This is a genomic window from Tritonibacter horizontis (genome assembly GCF_001518015.1).
GTDB classification, from domain to species: Bacteria; Pseudomonadota; Alphaproteobacteria; order Rhodobacterales; family Rhodobacteraceae; genus Epibacterium; species Epibacterium horizontis.
The window spans coordinates 155,236-173,318 of sequence record NZ_LPUY01000138.1 but is presented as its reverse complement, the minus strand read 5'-3'; the positions used below and the strand labels follow the sequence as shown (position 1 = coordinate 173,318).

The 18,083-nt window shown below is 59.8% G+C and carries 15 protein-coding genes; 3 read left to right on the top strand and 12 right to left on the bottom strand.

From position 1 onward, the window contains the following. Window positions 1-18: 18 nt before the first annotated feature. Window positions 19-1,245 (bottom strand): glycosyltransferase family protein, encoded by a 1,227-nt coding sequence (locus TRIHO_RS22730; RefSeq protein ID WP_068249052.1) that lies wholly within the window; start codon window positions 1,243-1,245, stop codon window positions 19-21. Continuing rightward, entirely contained in the window at window positions 1,238-2,017 is a 780-nt protein-coding gene (locus tag TRIHO_RS22725; protein ID WP_068249050.1) for an HAD-IIB family hydrolase, read from the bottom strand. Before TRIHO_RS22725 ends, TRIHO_RS22730 begins: the two co-directional genes overlap by 8 nt. 387 nt (window positions 2,018-2,404) lie before the next feature. On the opposite strand from TRIHO_RS22725, the gene TRIHO_RS22720 reads away from it, so the two are divergent. Continuing rightward, the gene (locus TRIHO_RS22720; protein ID WP_068249048.1) at window positions 2,405-3,091 is read left to right on the top strand and encodes a fumarylacetoacetate hydrolase family protein; all 687 of its coding nucleotides are present in this window, start codon (window positions 2,405-2,407) and stop codon (window positions 3,089-3,091) included. Between the two features lie 116 nt (window positions 3,092-3,207). On the opposite strand, the gene TRIHO_RS22715 is transcribed toward TRIHO_RS22720, so the two are convergent. Next, on the bottom strand, window positions 3,208-4,722 hold the full coding sequence (locus tag TRIHO_RS22715) for a malonate--CoA ligase (protein WP_068249046.1): 1,515 nt from the start codon (window positions 4,720-4,722) through the stop codon (window positions 3,208-3,210). Between the two features lie 196 nt (window positions 4,723-4,918). Here TRIHO_RS22715 and TRIHO_RS22710 point away from each other — a divergent pair, with 196 nt between their 5' ends. Together TRIHO_RS22710 and TRIHO_RS24270 are read left to right on the top strand one after the other, a co-directional pair. Next, window positions 4,919-6,340 carry an alkaline phosphatase D family protein gene (locus TRIHO_RS22710; RefSeq protein WP_068249044.1) on the top strand — a complete coding sequence of 474 codons (1,422 nt, stop codon included), beginning with the start codon at window positions 4,919-4,921 and terminating at the stop codon, window positions 6,338-6,340. 187 nt (window positions 6,341-6,527) lie between these two features. After that, entirely contained in the window at window positions 6,528-6,926 is a 399-nt protein-coding gene (locus tag TRIHO_RS24270; protein ID WP_232367864.1) for a hypothetical protein, read from the top strand. A 45-nt stretch (window positions 6,927-6,971) separates the two neighbouring features. Here the strand turns inward: TRIHO_RS24270 and galU are convergent, their stop codons facing one another. The 9 genes from galU to TRIHO_RS22660 all read right to left on the bottom strand — a co-directional run bounded on the left by galU (window position 6,972) and on the right by TRIHO_RS22660 (window position 18,059). Further along, complete coding sequence (gene galU, locus TRIHO_RS22700; protein WP_068249040.1) at window positions 6,972-7,865, bottom strand: UTP--glucose-1-phosphate uridylyltransferase GalU; 894 nt, start codon at window positions 7,863-7,865, stop codon at window positions 6,972-6,974. A gap of 178 nt (window positions 7,866-8,043) precedes the next feature. After that, the gene (locus TRIHO_RS22695) at window positions 8,044-9,540 is read right to left on the bottom strand and encodes a mannitol dehydrogenase family protein (protein WP_068249039.1); all 1,497 of its coding nucleotides are present in this window, start codon (window positions 9,538-9,540) and stop codon (window positions 8,044-8,046) included. Beyond that, the gene (locus tag TRIHO_RS22690; protein ID WP_068249038.1) at window positions 9,540-10,310 is read right to left on the bottom strand and encodes an L-iditol 2-dehydrogenase; all 771 of its coding nucleotides are present in this window, start codon (window positions 10,308-10,310) and stop codon (window positions 9,540-9,542) included. The genes TRIHO_RS22695 and TRIHO_RS22690 overlap by 1 nt, the downstream gene beginning before the upstream one ends. Further along, window positions 10,307-11,314 carry an ABC transporter ATP-binding protein gene (locus TRIHO_RS22685; RefSeq protein ID WP_068249037.1) on the bottom strand — a complete coding sequence of 336 codons (1,008 nt, stop codon included), beginning with the start codon at window positions 11,312-11,314 and terminating at the stop codon, window positions 10,307-10,309. Before TRIHO_RS22685 ends, TRIHO_RS22690 begins: the two co-directional genes overlap by 4 nt. A 12-nt stretch (window positions 11,315-11,326) precedes the next feature. Beyond that, the gene (locus tag TRIHO_RS22680; protein ID WP_068249035.1) at window positions 11,327-12,157 is read right to left on the bottom strand and encodes a carbohydrate ABC transporter permease; all 831 of its coding nucleotides are present in this window, start codon (window positions 12,155-12,157) and stop codon (window positions 11,327-11,329) included. 14 nt (window positions 12,158-12,171) lie between these two features. Then, entirely contained in the window at window positions 12,172-13,038 is an 867-nt protein-coding gene (locus tag TRIHO_RS22675; RefSeq protein WP_068249034.1) for a carbohydrate ABC transporter permease, read from the bottom strand. Window positions 13,039-13,140: 102 nt separating this feature from the next. After that, a complete protein-coding gene (locus TRIHO_RS22670; RefSeq protein WP_068249033.1) occupies window positions 13,141-14,442 on the bottom strand; it encodes an ABC transporter substrate-binding protein in 1,302 nt (433 codons plus the stop codon). Between the two features lie 118 nt (window positions 14,443-14,560). Further along, complete coding sequence (locus TRIHO_RS22665; protein WP_068249032.1) at window positions 14,561-15,592, bottom strand: LacI family DNA-binding transcriptional regulator; 1,032 nt, start codon at window positions 15,590-15,592, stop codon at window positions 14,561-14,563. A 193-nt stretch (window positions 15,593-15,785) separates the two neighbouring features. Beyond that, a complete protein-coding gene (locus tag TRIHO_RS22660; protein ID WP_068249031.1) occupies window positions 15,786-18,059 on the bottom strand; it encodes a methyl-accepting chemotaxis protein in 2,274 nt (757 codons plus the stop codon). Window positions 18,060-18,083: the final 24 nt, after the last annotated feature.

The window sequence follows — 18,083 nt, the reverse complement described above, 5'->3', positions numbered from 1 at the left end:
GTGACTTCGTTCAAACCCTCAGGGCGTTGCGAATTCCGCATCATCCGCAAGGGCTGCGGCCTTCAGGTCGCCCAGAAAGGTGGGATTGGCGGAGTGAATGCGGTTCCAGTTCGGAATGAAGGGGGATTCATGCGGGTTTTCCAGAAACACCTGGCCGGCTGTCATGATATTGTTGGCAAACAATTCGACCATTTTTTCCTCGCCGTGGCGGTCCATTTCAAGCCCGTTCATGATGGCATCATGTGAATAGGCCTCCAGCAAATCCAGCGCGGAACGGTAATAGGTCGCCTTGAGCGTGCGAAAGACATTCGGGGTGAAAACGGTGCCATCGGCGGCCAGCTTGCGAAAAATCGCCTTGCAGATGTCGGTCGACATCCGGTTCAGACCCGCTGTGGCGTCCTCGGGGCTGAGGGTCTGGTGCTTGTGGTCATAGTTGTCGGCGATCTCGACCTGGCAGACGGCCTTGCGGCCAAGATTGCGCCATGCCTCGGACAGGACGCCAATTTCCAGCCCCCAGTCTGACGGGATGCGCAAATCCGGCAGCAGCGGCGTCCGCATGGCCATTTCCCCCGACAAAGGATAGCGAAAGCTGCGCAGGTAATCGATGTAATCGCGGTCTCCAATCGTGCGTTTGAGCGCGATCAGCAGGGGCGAAACGAGCAGTCGCGACACCCGCCCATTCAGTTTGCCACCGCCGATGCGGGCATAGAACCCCTTGGAAAGCTGATAGGAAAACGCAGGGTGGGCCACCGGGTAGACCAGCCGGGCGAGCATTTCCTTGGAATAGGTGGTGATGTCGCAATCATGTATTGCAACGACGGAGCTTTCCGCATTGGCCAGAAGATAGCCGATACAGGACCAGACGTTCTTGCCCTTGCCGGGTTCGGGCGGCGCGAGCCCTTGCTTGTTCAGTTGCGCGCCAAGTTCCAGCATGCGCGGGCTGTCGTTCCAAAGCACGCGATGGCTCTGGGGCAGGACCGAAAAGAACTGCCGCGCGTGGCGATATTCCGCTTCGGAGGCCCGGTCCAGACCGATCACGATGTGGTGCAGATAGGGAACCTTGGCCAGTTCTTCGAGGATGTGACCCAGGGCAGGGCCTTCGAGTTCGGAATAGAGACAGGGCAGGATCAGTGAAATCTTGCGGGTCTGGGCAAAGGTTGACAGTTCATACTCAAGCTCTTCCACCGGGCGGCTGCGCAGGTTGTGAAATTGGGCGATATTGCCGTTCTGGTGAAAATCAGCCATGCGAGGCGGTTCCTTTCTCGTTGTCGTCCCACTCCGCGAGGAGCTGAAACATCGCGGCGCACCAGCCCGAAGGGCCGGGTAATTCGGTGCGCAGTACGTGCTGTTCGTTCGGTAAAATCGGCATTTGAGGGCTATGGTCATTGCGGACCACGACGCCCCGATCCGCAGAGGCGATCATTTCCGTATCATTCGGGGCATCGCCAAGCGCGATGGTGAAACAGGGGGCGTGCTGCTCGCGCATGCGTTGCATTTGATTTGCTTTTGTGGCGCCAAACGAAAGCGTCAGAAACCGGCCGCCCTCGCGCGCAGTGATGCCATGCCGGGCGAGGGCTGCGAGGAAACCAGCCCGCTGATGCGCGTCCCCGTGCCAGAGACCGGGTTCACTGAATTGCCGTGCTCTGGCGCGCTCTGCTGCGTCGGGGGACAGACCTGTCTGTTCGCTGACTTCCTCGACACTCATGTCACCGAACCCGCGAAAGGGCGCATCGAGAGTCCGCAGGACCTGCCGGATGGCGCGATAGTCGGCATCTTGCGTCCCGATGGCCGATGCACGCACACAGGCGGCGCCGTTTTCGACAATCATCGGCGCATCCCCTAGGTCAAGTTCTTGATGTATAGGTGAAATTTCAGATGCGGTTTTTGAGCTGGCGAGAATAAGAAGCCCGCCAAGCGCTTTGATCCGCGCGATTGCTGGCAGAGCCGGGCCATAGTCGTAGGTATCATGGTCCAGCAAAGTGCCGTCAAGGTCACTGAAAACAAGGAGCTGGTGCATGAGACGCCTCTTTACTGTTCGGGCCTTACACAAAGCTTAGGACGCCAACAGCGAGAGGCAAATGACGGGCACCTGCATTTTATCACATTATGCCTATTTTGCGTAAGAAGCGCGTATTTTTTGTGCACTAGAGGTCGGTCCTTGGTCAGAGGCGGAGGGGACCGGCGGAGAAAATGCGATGTAATCTGATCCGCGACGGTTCTTAGGGTGACGGAGGCTGAGCGGCAAACCTTTAGATCGAAATTCAACCTAAGGATGATTTTTCGGATTTCGGGGAATTGATGTTTTCGGCGTTTTTGCCGCGATGCTGCGGTGTTGTGCGTGCTCCGCTTGGCGCGGGGGAGCGAAGCGGGTATCACCTTGCAAGACGCAAAAAAGGAACGTTGCATGTCCAACTACGTCATCACTCCGCCCCCGCAGGCGGCAATTCCCGTCGCGGGCAGCGAGGCGCTCTTTCCGGTGCGCCGGGTTTACTGCATCGGGCGTAACTATGCGGCCCACGCAGTGGAAATGGGTCATGATCCTGACCGTGAACCGCCGTTCTTTTTCCAGAAATCCCCAGACTCCCTCGACGCCTCTGGCCGGTTTCCCTATCCGGTGATGAGCACCGATGTGCATCACGAAGCGGAAATGCTGGTCGCTCTGGGCCGGGGCGGAACCGACATCCCCGAAGCGGACGCGCTTGATCATGTCTGGGGCTATGGTCTGGCGCTCGACATGACCCGGCGCGACCTGCAAGCGGTTGCCAAGAAGGCTGGGCGACCGTGGGAGATTGGAAAATCATTTGAATCTTCCGCGCCAGTGGCGCCGCTGACGCCGGTTCGCGGTGCGTCGCACCCCACCAGCGGAGCGCTGACGCTGCGCGTGAATGGTGAGATCCGACAGCAGGGTGACCTGAACCAGATGATCTGGAAAATCCCTGAAATGATCGCGCATCTGTCGCGCTACTACAGGCTGGCGGCAGGCGATGTCATCCTGACCGGCACGCCATCGGGTGTTGGTCCGGTCCAACACGGAGATGTGCTGGAGGTGACCTGTGATCCCCTTGCAGCATTGCGGGTCGATGTCGTCTGACGCCCCTGATTGGACCTTGCCGTCTGGCGCCTGATGGCAAGGACGGCAAGGCGGAAATGGCGCGGGGCGACGACAGGGGCGACGACTGAGGCGAGGCCCGGAGGCTCAGGGCAACCTCAGCCGGTAAACGCGCCGTCGAAACGCGCCCGGAGCAGGTTTTTCTGCACCTTGCCCATAGTGTTGCGCGGCAGCGCGGATGTGACCTCGATCACCTTGGGTTGCTTGTACTTCGCCAGCGCGTCGCGCAGCCCCGCCCAGATGGCGTCCAGGTCAATTTCCACGCCCGGTTTGGGAACAAGAACGGCCACGACACCCTCGCCAAAATCGGGATGCGGCGCGCCGATCACCGCGCTTTCCAGAACGCCGGGCAGCCTGTCCAGCACCTGTTCAACTTCTTTGGGGTAGATGTTGTAGCCGCCAGAAATGATCAGATCCTTGCTGCGGCCCACGATTGTCAAATAACCATCATCACTTAACTGGCCGAGATCACCGGTGATGAAAAAACCCGTGTCGCGCAATTCTTCGGCGGTCTTCTCTGGCATGTTCCAATAGCCTTTGAACACGTTGGGGCCGCGCACTTCGATGACGCCGACCGCGCCGCTGGGCAGGACGGCACCGGTGTCGGGATCACAGATTTGAAGCTCCACCTCCGGCAGGGGAAGACCCACGGTGCCGGCGCGGCGGTCGCCGTCGTAGGGGTTGGATGTGTTCATGTTGGTCTCGGTCATGCCATAACGTTCCAGAATACGGTGACCGGTGCGCGCTTCGAAGGTTTCATGGGTCGCGGACAACAGGGGCGCAGAACCAGACACAAAGAGCCGCATGCCCGCCACCAGGTCGCGATCAAATCGCGGATCGTCCAGGAGCCGGGTATAGAAGGTTGGCACGCCCATCATTGCGGTCGCATTCGGCAGGTTCCGGATCATCGCGTCACTGTCAAATCCGGGCAAAAGGATCATCGCCCCGCCCGCCAGCAGCATCACATTGGTCGCCACAAACAGGCCGTGCGTGTGAAAGATCGGCAGCGCATGAAGCAAGACATCGTCGCGGCTGAACCGCCACAGATCCACAAGCGTTTGGGCATTGGACAATAGATTGCCCTGTGTCAGCATTGCGCCCTTGGAGCGCCCGGTGGTCCCGGAGGTATAGAGAAACGCCGCCAGATCGTCGGCGCTGCGGTCAACGGGTTGATATTGCTCTGGCTTGTCAGCCGCGCGCGCGGGCAAGCTGCCTTCGCCCGATGCGCCCAAGGTCAGCAGCTGCGCGCCTGAGGAGCGCGCCAGCGGTTGCAGGGCCTCGGCCCGCTCAGGGTCGACAACCAACAGGGTGGCGCCGCTGTCCTCGACAAAATAGGTTACTTCTGACGTGGTATAGGCGGTATTGAGAGGCAGAAAAATTGCCCCCTTGGCAGCGCAGGCGGCATAAAGGGCCAGCGCTTCGGCGGATTTGGGTATCTGCACGGCAACCCTGTCGCCCTTCTGGACGCCGACTTCCTCCAACGCATGCGCAAACTGCGCGCTTTGGGCGAGGAAGCGTCGATAGGTCAGCTCTTGCGTGCCGGGCCGGAACAGAAAGGGCGCGTCGGAGTTGGTGTGGCGACCAAAGAGCGTATCATAGAGCAAATTAGGCATGACCAAAGACCTTGGGCTTGGAAAAGGGCGGATCCGTCTTTGTTTCTGGGCAAAAATGAAAGCCGGGTAAAGCCCTCGTCCAGCTCGGGCCGGGCGCGCCCGGTTTCAAAACGTCTGACCGTCTTGCAAAACGCATATGTCTGATTGATGGAGGGATCCGGTCGATCGACGCAACCCATAAGCAGAGAGATAACAAATGACGGCAGAATTCGGGGCAGCGCGACTGGGGCCCATTCTCTATTATCGAGGGTATGACGACGGGGTGCTGAAACTGGCGGCGCTGGTTCTGTTGCCGATTGGCGAAGCCCCCAAGACGCTCCGGGCGGATGGAACGGATCACGACCCCAGTTGCCTGCGCGAGATCGGGCGCAATGCGATCTGGCGGTTTGACTTCACGCTGCCGGAGGGCGCGGGCGGCTATAGTTATGGCGGCGAGGTCTATCCGGTTCAGACCGAGCTGACAGACGATCTTCGGATCGCGTTCCTGTCCTGCAACGGCGAGGAAGAGGGCGATCTGGATCGGGACGAGGACGAGCGCAACGCCATGTGGGCCCGGATGTGCGAAAGCCATAAAAAGGCGCCCTTTGCCCTGTTGTTGCAGGGCGGCGATCAGATCTATGCCGATGAAGCCACCCAGGGCCATCCCCTGAGCGATCAATGGCCGGACAAGGTGGAGCGGCCGCACTCCGCCGCCGATCTGGAAGATCTGGCCGATCATCTGCGCCAGCGCTTTGCGGAACGCTATGTCCAGGCGTTGTTTGGCGAGTCCCCGGCCTGGATCATGTCGCGGGTGCCGACGCTCGCGATCTGGGACGACCATGACATCTGCGATGGCTGGGGGTCCCTGTACCGAAGCCGGACCTATTCCGAGGTAGGCCAATGCCTGTTCCGCGTCGCCCGCGAAATGTATCTGTTGTTCCAGCATGCCGCGACAGAGGCGGATATCCCCGATCTCTTTCTTGACGCCAGCGGGACCTCGCTGTCCTGGGAACGGGGCCTGCCGGGGGTGCAGTTTCTGGCCCCGGATTTGCGGGCCGAACGGGGGCGTCGTCGGGTCATGGGGGCCAATGGCTGGTCCGCGACCCAAGCCATGTCCCCCGGCGAGACACATACGTTTGTGATCTCCAGCGTGCCGCTGTTGGGGCCGCGCTTGTCCCTGGTCGAACGGTTCATGCTGGTGATCCCGTGGATGCAGAAATACGAAGACGACCTGCGGGACCAATGGCAAAGCCGGGCACATCGCGAGGAATGGGCCAGAATGCTGAAACAGGCGCTGAAATGGCGTCAGCGCGCGCCGGTCACGGTGCTCTCTGGCGAGATACATCTGGCAACCCGCGCCGAAATGGGCAGCGCAGACAGCCGCATCCATCAACTGGTGGCCTCGGGCATTGCTCACCGCGCGCCGCCAAAGGGCTATGCGCGCAGTCTGGGGACCCTGGCCGGGCTTGGCGACGCGCCGGTCAAAGGATATCCGATCCGGATCCATCCCTTGCCCGGGCAGCGCCACCGCTACACAGCCGAGCGGAATTTTCTGGAGCTGAAGCGGAGCCAAGGACGCTGGAGCGCGATCTGGCATCTCGAAGACAGCGGCGCGACACCGTCCCTGGCGCTGGACTAACGGACCCGGCGCGCCGCTGTTGTTAAAGTTGTTTGAAGAAATGGTGCCAGTCGCCGTGGTCTCACAAGTGAACCTTAAGGCCTGACTGCTTTAATGTGACACCACGTCGAAGGGGCGGCTTCGGGGCGAGCGCCGCCAGATTTGGCCGGCACGGGTGTTTGGCGCAACAAGGGTGGGGATCGTTCACATGTCTATTTTGCGGCCCGCCGCAAGGCGCATTGGCAAACGGATGCAGGTCCTGGCCTGGACGGTCTGCACCGCCGCGGCGCTTGGTTCCGCCACAGACGCCCGGTTGCCCCAATCCAACGCAACAGGCGCGGAAGGGCAGTGGTCGCCCGAGGCCATATTGCATCTGCAGCCCCGTGCGCGCACGCGGGGACAAAGCGTGATGGACCGGAGCGCCGGTTGGCGATGCCAGTCGACCTGCGATGCGTCAGGACATGTCCGCCAGCGCTGTCTCATGCTGGAAGATCCGCGGCTCAGCGGGTTGGCGCAATCGCTTGACCACCTGTCGCAGGCGCAACCGGCCCTGAAATCGCTGAGTGACCTTGGTTTGGCCGAGGCCTACGTCAGCCCGACCTGCTAAGGCAGAGCGGGCCAACGTTCTGGCGCGAACGCTTGTGGTCAGGCGCTATTCGGCAGCGCTGGCGTTCAGGGCGATGTTGTTGACATAGGCCATCAGGTCGTCGCGCAGATCGTCGCGCGCCAAGGCAAAGGCGACCGTCGCCCGCAGGAACCCGGCCTTGGAGCCGCAGTCAAAGCGTTTGCCTTCAAATCGATAGCCGTAAACCGGGTCTTCCTGGCCGATGTTCTGCGCGATTGCGTCGGTCAGCTGGATCTCGCCGCCAGATCCCTTTTTCAATTGTTTTAGGTTCTTCATTACCGACGGGGTCAGAATGTAACGCCCGATGACCGCCAGATTGGACGGGGCTTCTCCGGCTTTTGGTTTTTCCACCATTCCGGCGACGGAAACGATCTTGCCCATGTCCTCTTTGACATCAAGCACCCCGTAGGATGACGCCTGTTCCGGCGCCACTTCCATCGCTGCAACCATATTGCCACCGGTCTCTTCATAGGCTTCGATCATCTGCTGCAGGCAGGGTTTTTCAGCCGCGATCACGTCATCGGGCAGGATAACGGCAAAGGGTTCGTTGGCGATCAGGCGGCGCGCGCACCAGACCGCATGCCCGAGGCCAAGCGCCTGATGCTGGCGGATATAGGCGATCGCGCCGGAGTCCATATTGGTGTCCTTGAGGATGTCCAGTAGCTCATCCTTGCCCTTCTTGCGCAGCTCTTGCTCCAGGACGGGCGAATGGTCAAAGTAATCTTCCAGCGCGCCTTTGCCGCGCGAGGTGACGAAAATGAACTCTTTGATCCCGGCCGCGCGGGCCTCGTCGATGGCGTATTGAACCAACGGGCGGTCCACCAGCGTCATGATCTCCTTGGGAACGGATTTGGTTGCGGGCAGAAACCGGGTTCCAAGTCCGGCAACCGGGAAAATTGCTTTGGTGACCTTCTTGCGCATAGCGACACTCCAGAAAAATTTGGGTACAGATTCTGCACCTGCATAATAAGGCCTTGTTACGGGCCTGTGGCAATTGACTGGAAATGATAGACGAATTTCACCCGACACCCAAACACTGCGGCAAAAAATCGCCAGCTGCCCGGAATGCGGGCAGCTGGCTGTTTTGTTTTCGCGCTGACTACAGCAGATCGTCGAGATAGTTGCGCAGGGTGGCGCGGGTGCCGTCCTGCCAGAGCAGTGCCAGCCAGTTTTCAAATGCCAGTGTGAAACTGGAATTGGCCGTGAACGCGCCATAGAGATCCGATTGCGCCAGCCAAAGCTCCGGTTGCGTTTTGGCGGCGATTGCGACGGCGTTCAGCTCGTCCCACTTGGGGTCGTTGGGTTCGATCACACTGCCATCGTCACGGGTCCCGGCGCACATGCGGGCCCAGAGCGCTTCGACCAGGGCAAGGCCAGACACCGGCCCCCCGGCTGCCAGCGCATCCCGCAGGATCGGCAGGATGAAACCGGTGTGACGCGACGAGCCGTCAAAGGCCACCCGGCGGGTTGTGTCGCGGATTGCCGGGTTGGAAAACCGGCTGGCAATCAGGCTGATGTATGCCGATGGCGTGATTTCCGGCACGGCTTTGACATAGGGTGCGATTTCCTCGGCCTGGACCTTGTGGAACAGGCCCGCGATGTCGGCGTCGCTCATGCAATCTGCTATGGTTGTGCGGGACAATAGCTCGCCGGCATTTGCGATGACCTGATGGCCGGCATTCAGTATGCGGATCTTCATGGTTTCATAGTCATGCACCGCATCGGTGAAGGTCGCCCCAACCTTGTCCCAGTCCGGGCGTCCCGCGCAGAAGTCGTCTTCGATGACCCATTGCCGGAAGGGTTCATGTGTCACCGGAGCCAGGTCGGCAATGCCGCATTGTTCGGCGCGGGTGATTTCAGCCGGGCCGGTGGCGGGCACGATGCAATCGACCATCGAATTGGGAAAGCTGACCTGCTGTTCGATCCACTCCGCGAGATCTGCATCCATGGCGCGGGCCAAGCCGAGAATGGTCTGACGGGTGATCGTGCCGTTGCCTTGCAGGTTGTCGCAGCTTTGCACGGTAAAAGGGCCGTCTCCGGCGGTCCGGCGACGCGCCAGCGCTGCCACAATTGCGCCAAACGCCGTGCGGGGGCGGTCCGGGTGGGCAATGTCATGGCAAATATCCGGATCGGTCGCATTGAAGGCGGCCGTCACCGGGTCCTGGTAGTAGCCACCTTCCGTTACCGTCAGCGCGACGATGCGGATTTCCTTGCGGGACATGGCGGCGATGAGGGCACCGTTGTCATCTTCGATGGGAAGGTAGTCGATCATGGAGCCGACGACCTCGGCCTTGGTGGCTTCTGGCGACAATTCGATCAATGTCGTCAATCCGTCCTGCGCCAGAAGTTTCTCACGCATGGTCGCGTCATAGGCACGAACGCCGGCGCCCAGAATGGCCCAATCCAGCGCGTCGCCCTGTTGCATCAGCCGATGCAGATACCAGGATTGGTGAGCACGGTGGAAGTTTCCAAGACCGATGTGGACGATGCCGGGCGTCAAGGTGCTGCGGTCGTATTGGGGGCGGGCAATCGCGTCCGGCAGGTCGACGAGCGTGGCGTTGGTCAGCGGGATGGGGGGATGGGGGTGAGTAGTCATCAGTTCAACCAGTTCCCGCCGTCAACATTGTAGGTCTGCGCCACGACATAATCAGCGTCGGAGCTGGCCAGAAACACCGCCATTCCCGTCAGGTCTGCCGCTGTCCCCATGCGGCCAAAGGGGACGGCGTCGCCCACTTCGCGCTTTTTCTGGCCGGGGGCCTTGTTTTCATATTTTGCAAAGAAGGCGTCGACACCGTCCCAATGTTCCCCGTCCACGACGCCGGGAGCGATCGCGTTGACATTGATCCCATGCGTGATCAGGTTCAGGCCCGCCGATTGGGTCAGGCTGATGATCGCCGCCTTGGACGCGCAGTATACGCCGACCAGGGCCTCGCCACGCCGACCGGCCTGGCTGGCCATATTGATGATTTTGCCACCGCCGCCACGCGCGATCATATGTTTGGCGACGGCTTTCATCGTGAACAGGGTGCCAGAGACGTTGATCTCGAAGGTCCGGTCGAAATCCTCGCGGGTGATCTCGACGATAGGGGCGGCGGTGAAAACGGCGGCGTTGTTGATCAGAACATCTATCCGGCCCAGGCTTTCAACCGTCGTGGACACCGCCGCGTCGATGCTGTCCTGACGCGCCACATCCAATTCCACTGCGATTGCGGCCGGGCCGATTTCCTTGGCGGTGGCCTGGGCGCGCTGGATGTCGATATCGGCGATTGCAACCTGAGCGCCCTCGCGGACGTAGGCCTCCGCAAAGGCCCTGCCGATGCCGCGCGCCGCGCCTGTAATCAAGGCGGTCTTGCCGTCTAGCCTCATTGATTGATCCTCAGACCTGCGGTGTCGAACCGGTGGATGACATCGGTGCGCGGGGTCAGATGAACCCGGTCGCCGTGATGAAAACTCACCTCGCCGTCGGCCCGCACGGTAATGGTCTCCGCCAGGCCCGTGTCATGGATGTGGAAAAACGTATCGGACCCGAGGTGTTCGGAGACACCAACGACGCCGGACCAGGGACCTTCATCGGCACTGATGGAGATATGCTCCGGGCGCACGCCGATGGTGTGGGCGTCGTATTTCGCGGCCTCGGGACCTTCGATAAAGTTCATCTTGGGCGAACCGATGAAGCCCGCCACAAAGAGGTTGCGCGGAGCGCGGTAAAGATCCAACGGCGAGCCGACCTGTTCCACATAGCCGGCCCGCAACACCACGATCTTGTCGGCCATGGTCATCGCTTCGACCTGGTCGTGGGTGACGTAGATCATTGTTGTCGCGAGCTTTTTATGCAGCTCGGAGATCTCCATCCGCATACCCACACGCAGCGCCGCGTCGAGGTTCGAGAGCGGTTCGTCAAAGAGAAACGCGGAAGGTTCACGCACGATGGCCCGGCCAATGGCAACCCGCTGGCGTTGGCCACCAGACAGCTGGCCAGGACGGCGTTCGAGGTAGTCGGTCAGATTGAGCGCCTTCGCGGCGGCTTCGATCCGCCGGTCCTGTTCCTCTTGCGGCATTTTGGCCATGCGCATCGGAAAGGCGATGTTCTTGCGCACCGACATATGCGGGTAGAGCGCATAGGATTGGAACACCATGGACAGGCCGCGTTTTGCGGGCGGCGTCATGGTTGCGTCTTCGCCGTCGATGCGGATCTGCCCCGAGGAGACATCCTCAAGCCCGGCAATCAGCCGCAAAAGAGTGGATTTGCCGCAGCCAGAGGGGCCGACAAAAACGGTGAATTCGCCGTCTTCGATGGTCAGGTCCAGGGGCGGGATGACCTGCGCCGTGCCAAAGCTCTTGGTCACTTTGTCGAGAGTAATACGTCCCATAAGTCTTTGTCCTTATTTCACAGCGCCAAAGGTCAGGCCGCGCACAAGTTGTTTCTGGCTGAACCAGCCAAGGATCAGGATCGGCGCGATGGCCATGGTGGAGGCGGCGCTGAGTTTTGCGTAAAACAGGCCTTCGGGGCTGGAATAGCTGGCGATAAATGCGGTGAGCGGGGCCGCCTTGGCTGCGGTCAGGTTCAAGGTCCAGAAGGCCTCGTTCCAGGCGAGAATGATGTTCAACAACAGAGTCGACGCGATTCCCGGCACGGCCATAGGTGTCAGCACGTAGAGGATCTCCTCCTTGAGCGTGGCACCGTCCATGCGGGCGGCTTCCAGGATCTCGCCGGGGATTTCCTTGAAATAGGTGTAGAGCATCCAGATGATGATCGGCAGGTTGATCAACATCAGAACCACCACCAGACCGATGCGACTGTCCAACAGGCCAAGCCGGATAAAGATCAGGTAGATCGGGTAAAGCACACCAACGGCGGGCAGCATTTTGGTCGAGAGCATCCACAACAGGATGTCCTTGGTCCGGTTCGACGGGACAAAAGCCATCGACCAGGCCGCCGGCACTGCGATGATGATGCCGAGGATGGTGGAGCCGCCGGCGACAATGATCGAGTTCCACAGGAACCGCATATAATCCGAGCGTTCCTGCACCACAGCGTAGTTTTCCAGCGTCCAGTCGAAGAACAGGAACAGCGGCGGGTCGTTGATCGCCTGCGCTTCTGTCTTGAACGAGGTGAGAATGGTCCAGAGGATCGGGAAGAAGATCAAAAGACCAACCGCCCAGGCCGCGGCGGTGTTGATCGCCTTGCGTCGTTGCGTAATGGAGCGTGCCATGTGTCAGGTCCCCTTTATGAGTCGAGGTTCTTGCCGACGATGCGCATCAGGAACGCGGCAACGATATTGGCAAGGATGATGGCGTAGACACCGCCGGCAGAGCCGAGGCCGACATTCTGGCTCTCCAGAACGCGCTGGAAAATCAGGTAGGTCAGAGTGCGGGTCCCGAAGGCGCCTTGGGTGGTGACGTAGATCTCGGCAAAGATCGACAGCAGGAAGATCGTCTGGATCAGCACCACGACGGTAATCGCCCGGCCCAGGTGCGGCAGGATGATATAGATAAAACGGGCGAGGGGGCTGGCGCCGTCCATTTCGGAGGCTTCCAGTTGCTCGCTGTCGAGGGATTGGATGGCCGTTAGCAGGATCAGCGTTGCAAAAGGCAGCCATTGCCAGCTGACAATGAGGATGATCGACTGCATGGAGGCCTCGGACAGCCATGACAGCGGCTCCGCCCCGAAGAATTTCCAAAGATGCGCAAAGAGCCCGTTCACGGGATCCATGAACATGTTCTTCCACACCAGCGCGGAAACGGTCGGCATCACGAAAAACGGCGCAATGACAAGAATGCGCACGATGCCCTGGCCCCACATCGGCTGATCCAGCAGCAGCGCCAGCAGGACACCGAATACAACCGTGATCGCAAGGACGCCGCCGACGATCACCAACGTGACCTGAACACTGGGCCAGAAGGCCGAAGAACTGAAGAAACGAATGTAGTTGTCAAAGCCGACCCAACCAAGGTCGCCCCCTCTGAGGGGGAGGTATTTCTTGAACGAAAACAACACGGTCATTGTCAGCGGAACAAGCATCCAGCCGAGGAGCAGAATGACGGCGGGGGCCATCATGATGCGCGCGGCTGAGCGGGAATGCTGGGTAGCCATGGGAGCCTCATCATTGGACGGGCGGGCCCGTCTCGGAACGCGATGGGAGAAAAAAAGACCAGGGATCGCAAGTGGCGCGGTCCCTGGTCCAGGAGGAGGAGCTTAGTAGCCGGCGGCTTCCATCTCTTCAGTGGTCAGAGCCTGCGCTTTTTCCAGTGCTTCCTCGGCGGTCTGCTGACCGGCCAGAGCGGCAGAGAACTCTTGGCCCACTTGCGACGCGATGCCCGCAAATTCCGGGATGGCGACGAATTGGACGCCAACATAGGGCACCGGTTCAACCGTCGGGTTGAGCGGGTCTGCGGATTGGATCGACTTCAGCGTCATTTCCGCAAACGGCACTTCCTGATAGTTCGGGTTCTCATACAGCGAGGTCCGCGCACCCGGAGGCACATTCGCCCAACCTTCGTTCTCGGCGACAAGTTCGATGTAGTCCTTGGATGTCGCCCACTGGATGAATTCCTTGGCGGGGCCTTCTTTCTGGGTTCCGGCAGGAATGCCCAATGCCCAGGCCCAGAGCCAGTTGCTGCGACGCTCCAGCCCGGTATCGGGTGCGAGGGCGAAGTCAACCTTGTCCGCGACGCTGGAATCGTCCGGGTTGGTCACGAAAGACGCCGCCACAGTGGCGTCGATCCACATGCCGCATTTGCCCTGCTGGAACAGCGACAGGTTTTCGTTGAACCCGTTGTTGGAGGCACCCGGAGGGCCCGCATCGTTCATCAGGTCGATGTAGAAGTTCAGGGTGTCGGCCCATTCCTTGCTATCGAATTGCGCCGTCCAGTTGTCGTCGAACCAGCGCGCGCCAAAGGCGTTGGAGGTCGCGGTCAGGAAGGCCATGTTCTCGCCCCAGCCTGCTTTGCCGCGCAGGCAGATGCCATAGATCTCGTTGTCTTTGTCGGTCATGGCACGCGCGGCATTTGCGACGAATTCCCAGGTCGGGGCTTCGGGCATCTCCAGACCGGCCTTTTCCATCAGGTCGGTGCGATACATGATCATGGAGCTTTCGCCATAGAACGGTGCCGCATAAAGCGTCCCGTCATAGCTCAACCCGCCGCGCATGGCGGGCAGGATGTCGTCGACGTCATAATCTGCCGGCAGATCGTTCAGTGGCACAAGCCAGCCGTTCTTACCCCAGATCGGCGTTTCGTACATGCCAATGGTCATGATGTCGAACTGACCACCGTTTGTGGTGATGTCCGTGGTAACACGTTGGCGCAGAACGTTTTCTTCGAGTGTAACCCACTCGACGTCATGGCCGGTTTTTGCGGTGAAATCGTCTGTCAGACCTTGCATGCGAATCATGTCGCCGTTGTTCACGGTCGCAATGGTTATCGTTTCTGCAAAGGCTGAAGACGTCATGAGAAGCGACAGCGTCGCCGCCGCCCGAAAAGCGTACTTCGAGTACATCCTAATCCTCCCTGATGTCTGGATGTTGTGCAGACACGGTAGTGGGATGCTTAAGGTTTGGTCAATCAAAAATTTTACGCGCGTAAAATTATGATTGATTGTTTGGATTCTCAATCCCTTAGGCGGATGCCCTTTCAATCAGCTTGCCGGAAAACAGGGTCGTAACGCGGGAAACGGCACGTTCTTCTGATTCGATCAGCGAGAGAATCGCCTCCACGCTCTTTGTGGCAATCGCGGCGTAATCCTGCGCAACGGTCGTCAGCGGCGGGCAGGTGAACCGAGCATAGGGGTGGTCGTCATGGCCCGCGACGCGCAGGGCAAAGCTGTTTCCCCGACCAACCCGAAGCCCACATTCGTAGGCCGCCGCCAGAAAGCCGATCGCCAGACGGTCATTCGAACATAGAACCGTGTTGGAGGACAATTTGCGCCGTTGAATCGTCTCCAGCCCGCCCTGATATCCGATCTGTTCAAAATCCCAAGTATCGCCATCCACCTGGATGAGCTGCGGTGTCTGCCCCAAGCGTTCCATCGTCTCTATGTACGAATTCCGGCGTTTGTAGGCGTTTGGGTTCGTGGGGGTTTTCATCTCGAAGAAAACCGGTGGTTCGCCGGTTTGGCAGAGATATTCTACCATAATTCCAACACTTTGAGGGTTGTCGAGCCCGAAGAAAGCCTCGCCCAGATCGCCGATGGAATTGTCGAACAGTACGGTGGGAACCTCGGCGCAGAACCGCTCGGCGGCGGCAATGTCCGAGCTGCGCCCAAGCGGCGCCATCAATACCCCGGCCGGGCGGATCGACTGCAATGAATTGAGGTTTTCGATCTCTTGCTGTGTGTCGCCGTGAGAGCTGAGCAGGATCGGGCGGAACCCCCCTTCGATGACCAGATTTTCAATCACCCGTGCGATCTCTGCAAAGAAGGGATCTGCCAGATAGGGGACGACGATGCCAATATTTTTGGTCAACCGACGGTTCTGGTTCATGGCGTAGATATTGGGGCGGTAGTGGTAGGTCTCCAACGCCTCTTCGATCTTCTTGCGCGTCGAGTTGCGGACGCTCTCCGGGTCGTTGAAGTATTTCGAAAGGGTCGGACGAGAGATCCCGCTGACGTTCGCGAGTTCTTCCATATTGCGGATCCTGTCGCTCTTCATGGCGATCCTTTCGTGCCCCTTTGCTGCAGGCGTGTTGGCAACCTGCGCTTTCTGCCGGGGTTTATCAGGTCAAAAATTTACGTGCGCAAAGTTTTTGCGCCGCCATATTTGGCTGCCCCTTTGTAACGGAAAGATAGGTTTTGTGTACATCGTTCGAGAGCCGCGATCTGTTGCGGCCCTCGTTTTATCGGTGTCAGCCGCTGTGGCGAACCGTGTCCTGCGGCGTGACATCTGCCCAGGTGGCAGGGGCGTCCGCGGTCATCGACGGGTCGATCTGAAAACGTCCCGTGACACGGGTCAGTGTTTTTGCCTCGCTCTGGAGCAACTGGCTGGAGGCCGAGGCCTCTTCTGCCATTGCCGTATTTTGCTGTGTGACCGAATCCAGTTCCCGAATGGCTGTGTTGATATCTTCGAGGCCTTTGGACTGGTGTTGCACACCGCCTGCGATCTCGGAGACCAGATCGCTGACCGATGTCACCTGCTGGATGATGCTGCTGAGTGCGTCGCCGGCCCGGTCGACCATGGAAACACCATGGGCCACATGCTCCTCGCTGGCATTGGTCAGGGCTTTGATTTCTCCTGCCGCCTCGGACGCGCGACGGGCGAGGTTGCGAACCTCGGATGCCACAACAGCGAACCCGGCGCCGGCCGGTCCGGCACGCGCTGCCTCGACCCCGGCGTTCAGCGCCAACAGGTTGGTTTGGAAGGCAATATCGTCGATCATGGAGATGATCTTGGAGATTTCCGCAGAGGCCTGCTGGATCTTGTCCATCGCCTCCACCGCGGAGCGCACGACATCGTTGCTCTGTTCGGCCTGACGCCGGGTGCCGCGCATGGTGTTGTCGACTTCGCCAGCTTTTTCCGCTGTTTGGCGCAGCCGTTCAGTGAGATCCTGCATGGCTGTTGCCGTTTTTTCCAGCGTCGCGCCCTGGCCTTCCGTGCGTTCGGCCATTTCATTGGCGGCGGCGCGTTGTTCCTGTGCGAACCGGTCGACATGCTGGGCTGCTTCGACAACTTCACGCAGTGAGTCCCGCAGGTTGCGCAAACTGCGATTGTAGTTCTCGCGCAACGCCTCGTGATGAGAGGAAAACGGCCGTTCGATTTCGGCGATCAGGTTTCCGTTCTGCAGATCGGTGAGCGCCTGGCTCATCTCATCTACAACCAGATCAGTTTCAGACCGGGCAGCAATTTCACGGGCACTGGCGTCGTCCGCGCGCTTCAGCTTGTCGCGAAAACTGTCGAGACTGCGGGCCAGATCGCCAAATTCATCGCCGCGCATGCGGCCTGCGACTTCAATGTCATAATCTTCGTTGCTGAGTGCGTTTGTCGCGTCGCGCAATTTGTGGATTGGGCGCGTGACCCGATTTGCCGCAGCCCAGGATACCCCGATCGAAACCACGATAGAGGCGCCAATCAAGGACAGGACCATCCAGCGGATCTGATAAACCCGCGCAAATGCGGAGGAAACGTCGGTTTCCATGACCAGGGACCAGTCAAACCCTTCAAGCGCAAGCGGCAGGACCACGGCGGTGGCGTGATGCCCGCTGGCCGTCATCACATCCTCGTACTGGCCACTTTCCCTGGCCCGGGCGGCTGCGATGTGAGGGGCATCCGGCAGCGGGTCAAGCATGGCGAAAGCATCAGGTATGACGCTTGGACTGCGGGCAAGCCCATCCGGGCTGACCAAAAAGATGTTTTCATGCGCCTTGTCCCCAAGGTTTGCCGAAAGCGCACTCAAGACCATATCGCTGCCGAGCCGCACGACGATGACGCCCACAGGGTCGCCCTTTTTGTTCAAAACGGGTGAGGCAAGGAAGGCATCATTGCTGTCGGCCGGGGCGTAGGGTGAAAAATCCTCTGTCACCACGGTTCCGGGTTCGGTGGCCAAGGCGGCGTCCACCACCCGGGCGAGCGCGCTGCCTGCCAGTTGCTCGCCCCCGATGTCTTCGGCAAAGTCGCCTTGTTTTTGGACGGAATACACGACCAGACCCGCAGTTGTGACCAGATATATGTCGGAATACCCATTCAGTTGAAGGGTTTGCAGGAATGTCGGGTGATAGGTAGCATGAGACTGACTATAGTAGGACCCATCGCCAGGATCGACGAGGTCCGCACGCTGATCGGCTGCATTCGGGTTCTCGCTCACGTAGTGCTTTTTCATATAGCCGATCGGATCGTCGTCCTCGATCATGCCGACCACGCGTTCGAAATTATTCATCGCGCGAAAGACCGTTGGCAGTGCACCAAGGTTGGCCACATCGCGCTGCGCCGCACCGATGCTGAATTGCAGCGCCTGTGCCCCAGCGCGTGCCTTTGATGCCTGCGCCGTTGCAACATTTTCGCGAATGCTCCGCTCCGCCATGGAATAGATCAGGAACGAAACCGTGACGACAAACACAACGGTCAGGGCAACCATAAGCAAAGGGAGTTTCAGTTTGAGCGAAATGGAAGAGGACTTCAGCGGCACATTCGGCCTCCTTCGTATAGGCAG

Coding starts and splice junctions, on each gene's coding strand:
- galU (WP_068249040.1), bottom strand. CDS start 7,865: ATGCGCAAGAAGGTCACCAAAGCAATTTTCCCGGTTGCCGGACTTGGA.
- TRIHO_RS22680 (WP_068249035.1), bottom strand. CDS start 12,157: ATGGCACGCTCCATTACGCAACGACGCAAGGCGATCAACACCGCCGCG.
- TRIHO_RS22690 (WP_068249038.1), bottom strand. CDS start 10,310: ATGAGGCTAGACGGCAAGACCGCCTTGATTACAGGCGCGGCGCGCGGC.
- TRIHO_RS24270 (WP_232367864.1), top strand. CDS start 6,528: ATGTCTATTTTGCGGCCCGCCGCAAGGCGCATTGGCAAACGGATGCAG.
- TRIHO_RS22715 (WP_068249046.1), bottom strand. CDS start 4,722: ATGCCTAATTTGCTCTATGATACGCTCTTTGGTCGCCACACCAACTCC.
- TRIHO_RS22670 (WP_068249033.1), bottom strand. CDS start 14,442: ATGTACTCGAAGTACGCTTTTCGGGCGGCGGCGACGCTGTCGCTTCTC.
- TRIHO_RS22710 (WP_068249044.1), top strand. CDS start 4,919: ATGACGGCAGAATTCGGGGCAGCGCGACTGGGGCCCATTCTCTATTAT.
- TRIHO_RS22665 (WP_068249032.1), bottom strand. CDS start 15,592: ATGAAGAGCGACAGGATCCGCAATATGGAAGAACTCGCGAACGTCAGC.
- TRIHO_RS22730 (WP_068249052.1), bottom strand. CDS start 1,245: ATGGCTGATTTTCACCAGAACGGCAATATCGCCCAATTTCACAACCTG.
- TRIHO_RS22685 (WP_068249037.1), bottom strand. CDS start 11,314: ATGGGACGTATTACTCTCGACAAAGTGACCAAGAGCTTTGGCACGGCG.
- TRIHO_RS22725 (WP_068249050.1), bottom strand. CDS start 2,017: ATGCACCAGCTCCTTGTTTTCAGTGACCTTGACGGCACTTTGCTGGAC.
- TRIHO_RS22675 (WP_068249034.1), bottom strand. CDS start 13,038: ATGGCTACCCAGCATTCCCGCTCAGCCGCGCGCATCATGATGGCCCCC.
- TRIHO_RS22720 (WP_068249048.1), top strand. CDS start 2,405: ATGTCCAACTACGTCATCACTCCGCCCCCGCAGGCGGCAATTCCCGTC.
- TRIHO_RS22695 (WP_068249039.1), bottom strand. CDS start 9,540: ATGACTACTCACCCCCATCCCCCCATCCCGCTGACCAACGCCACGCTC.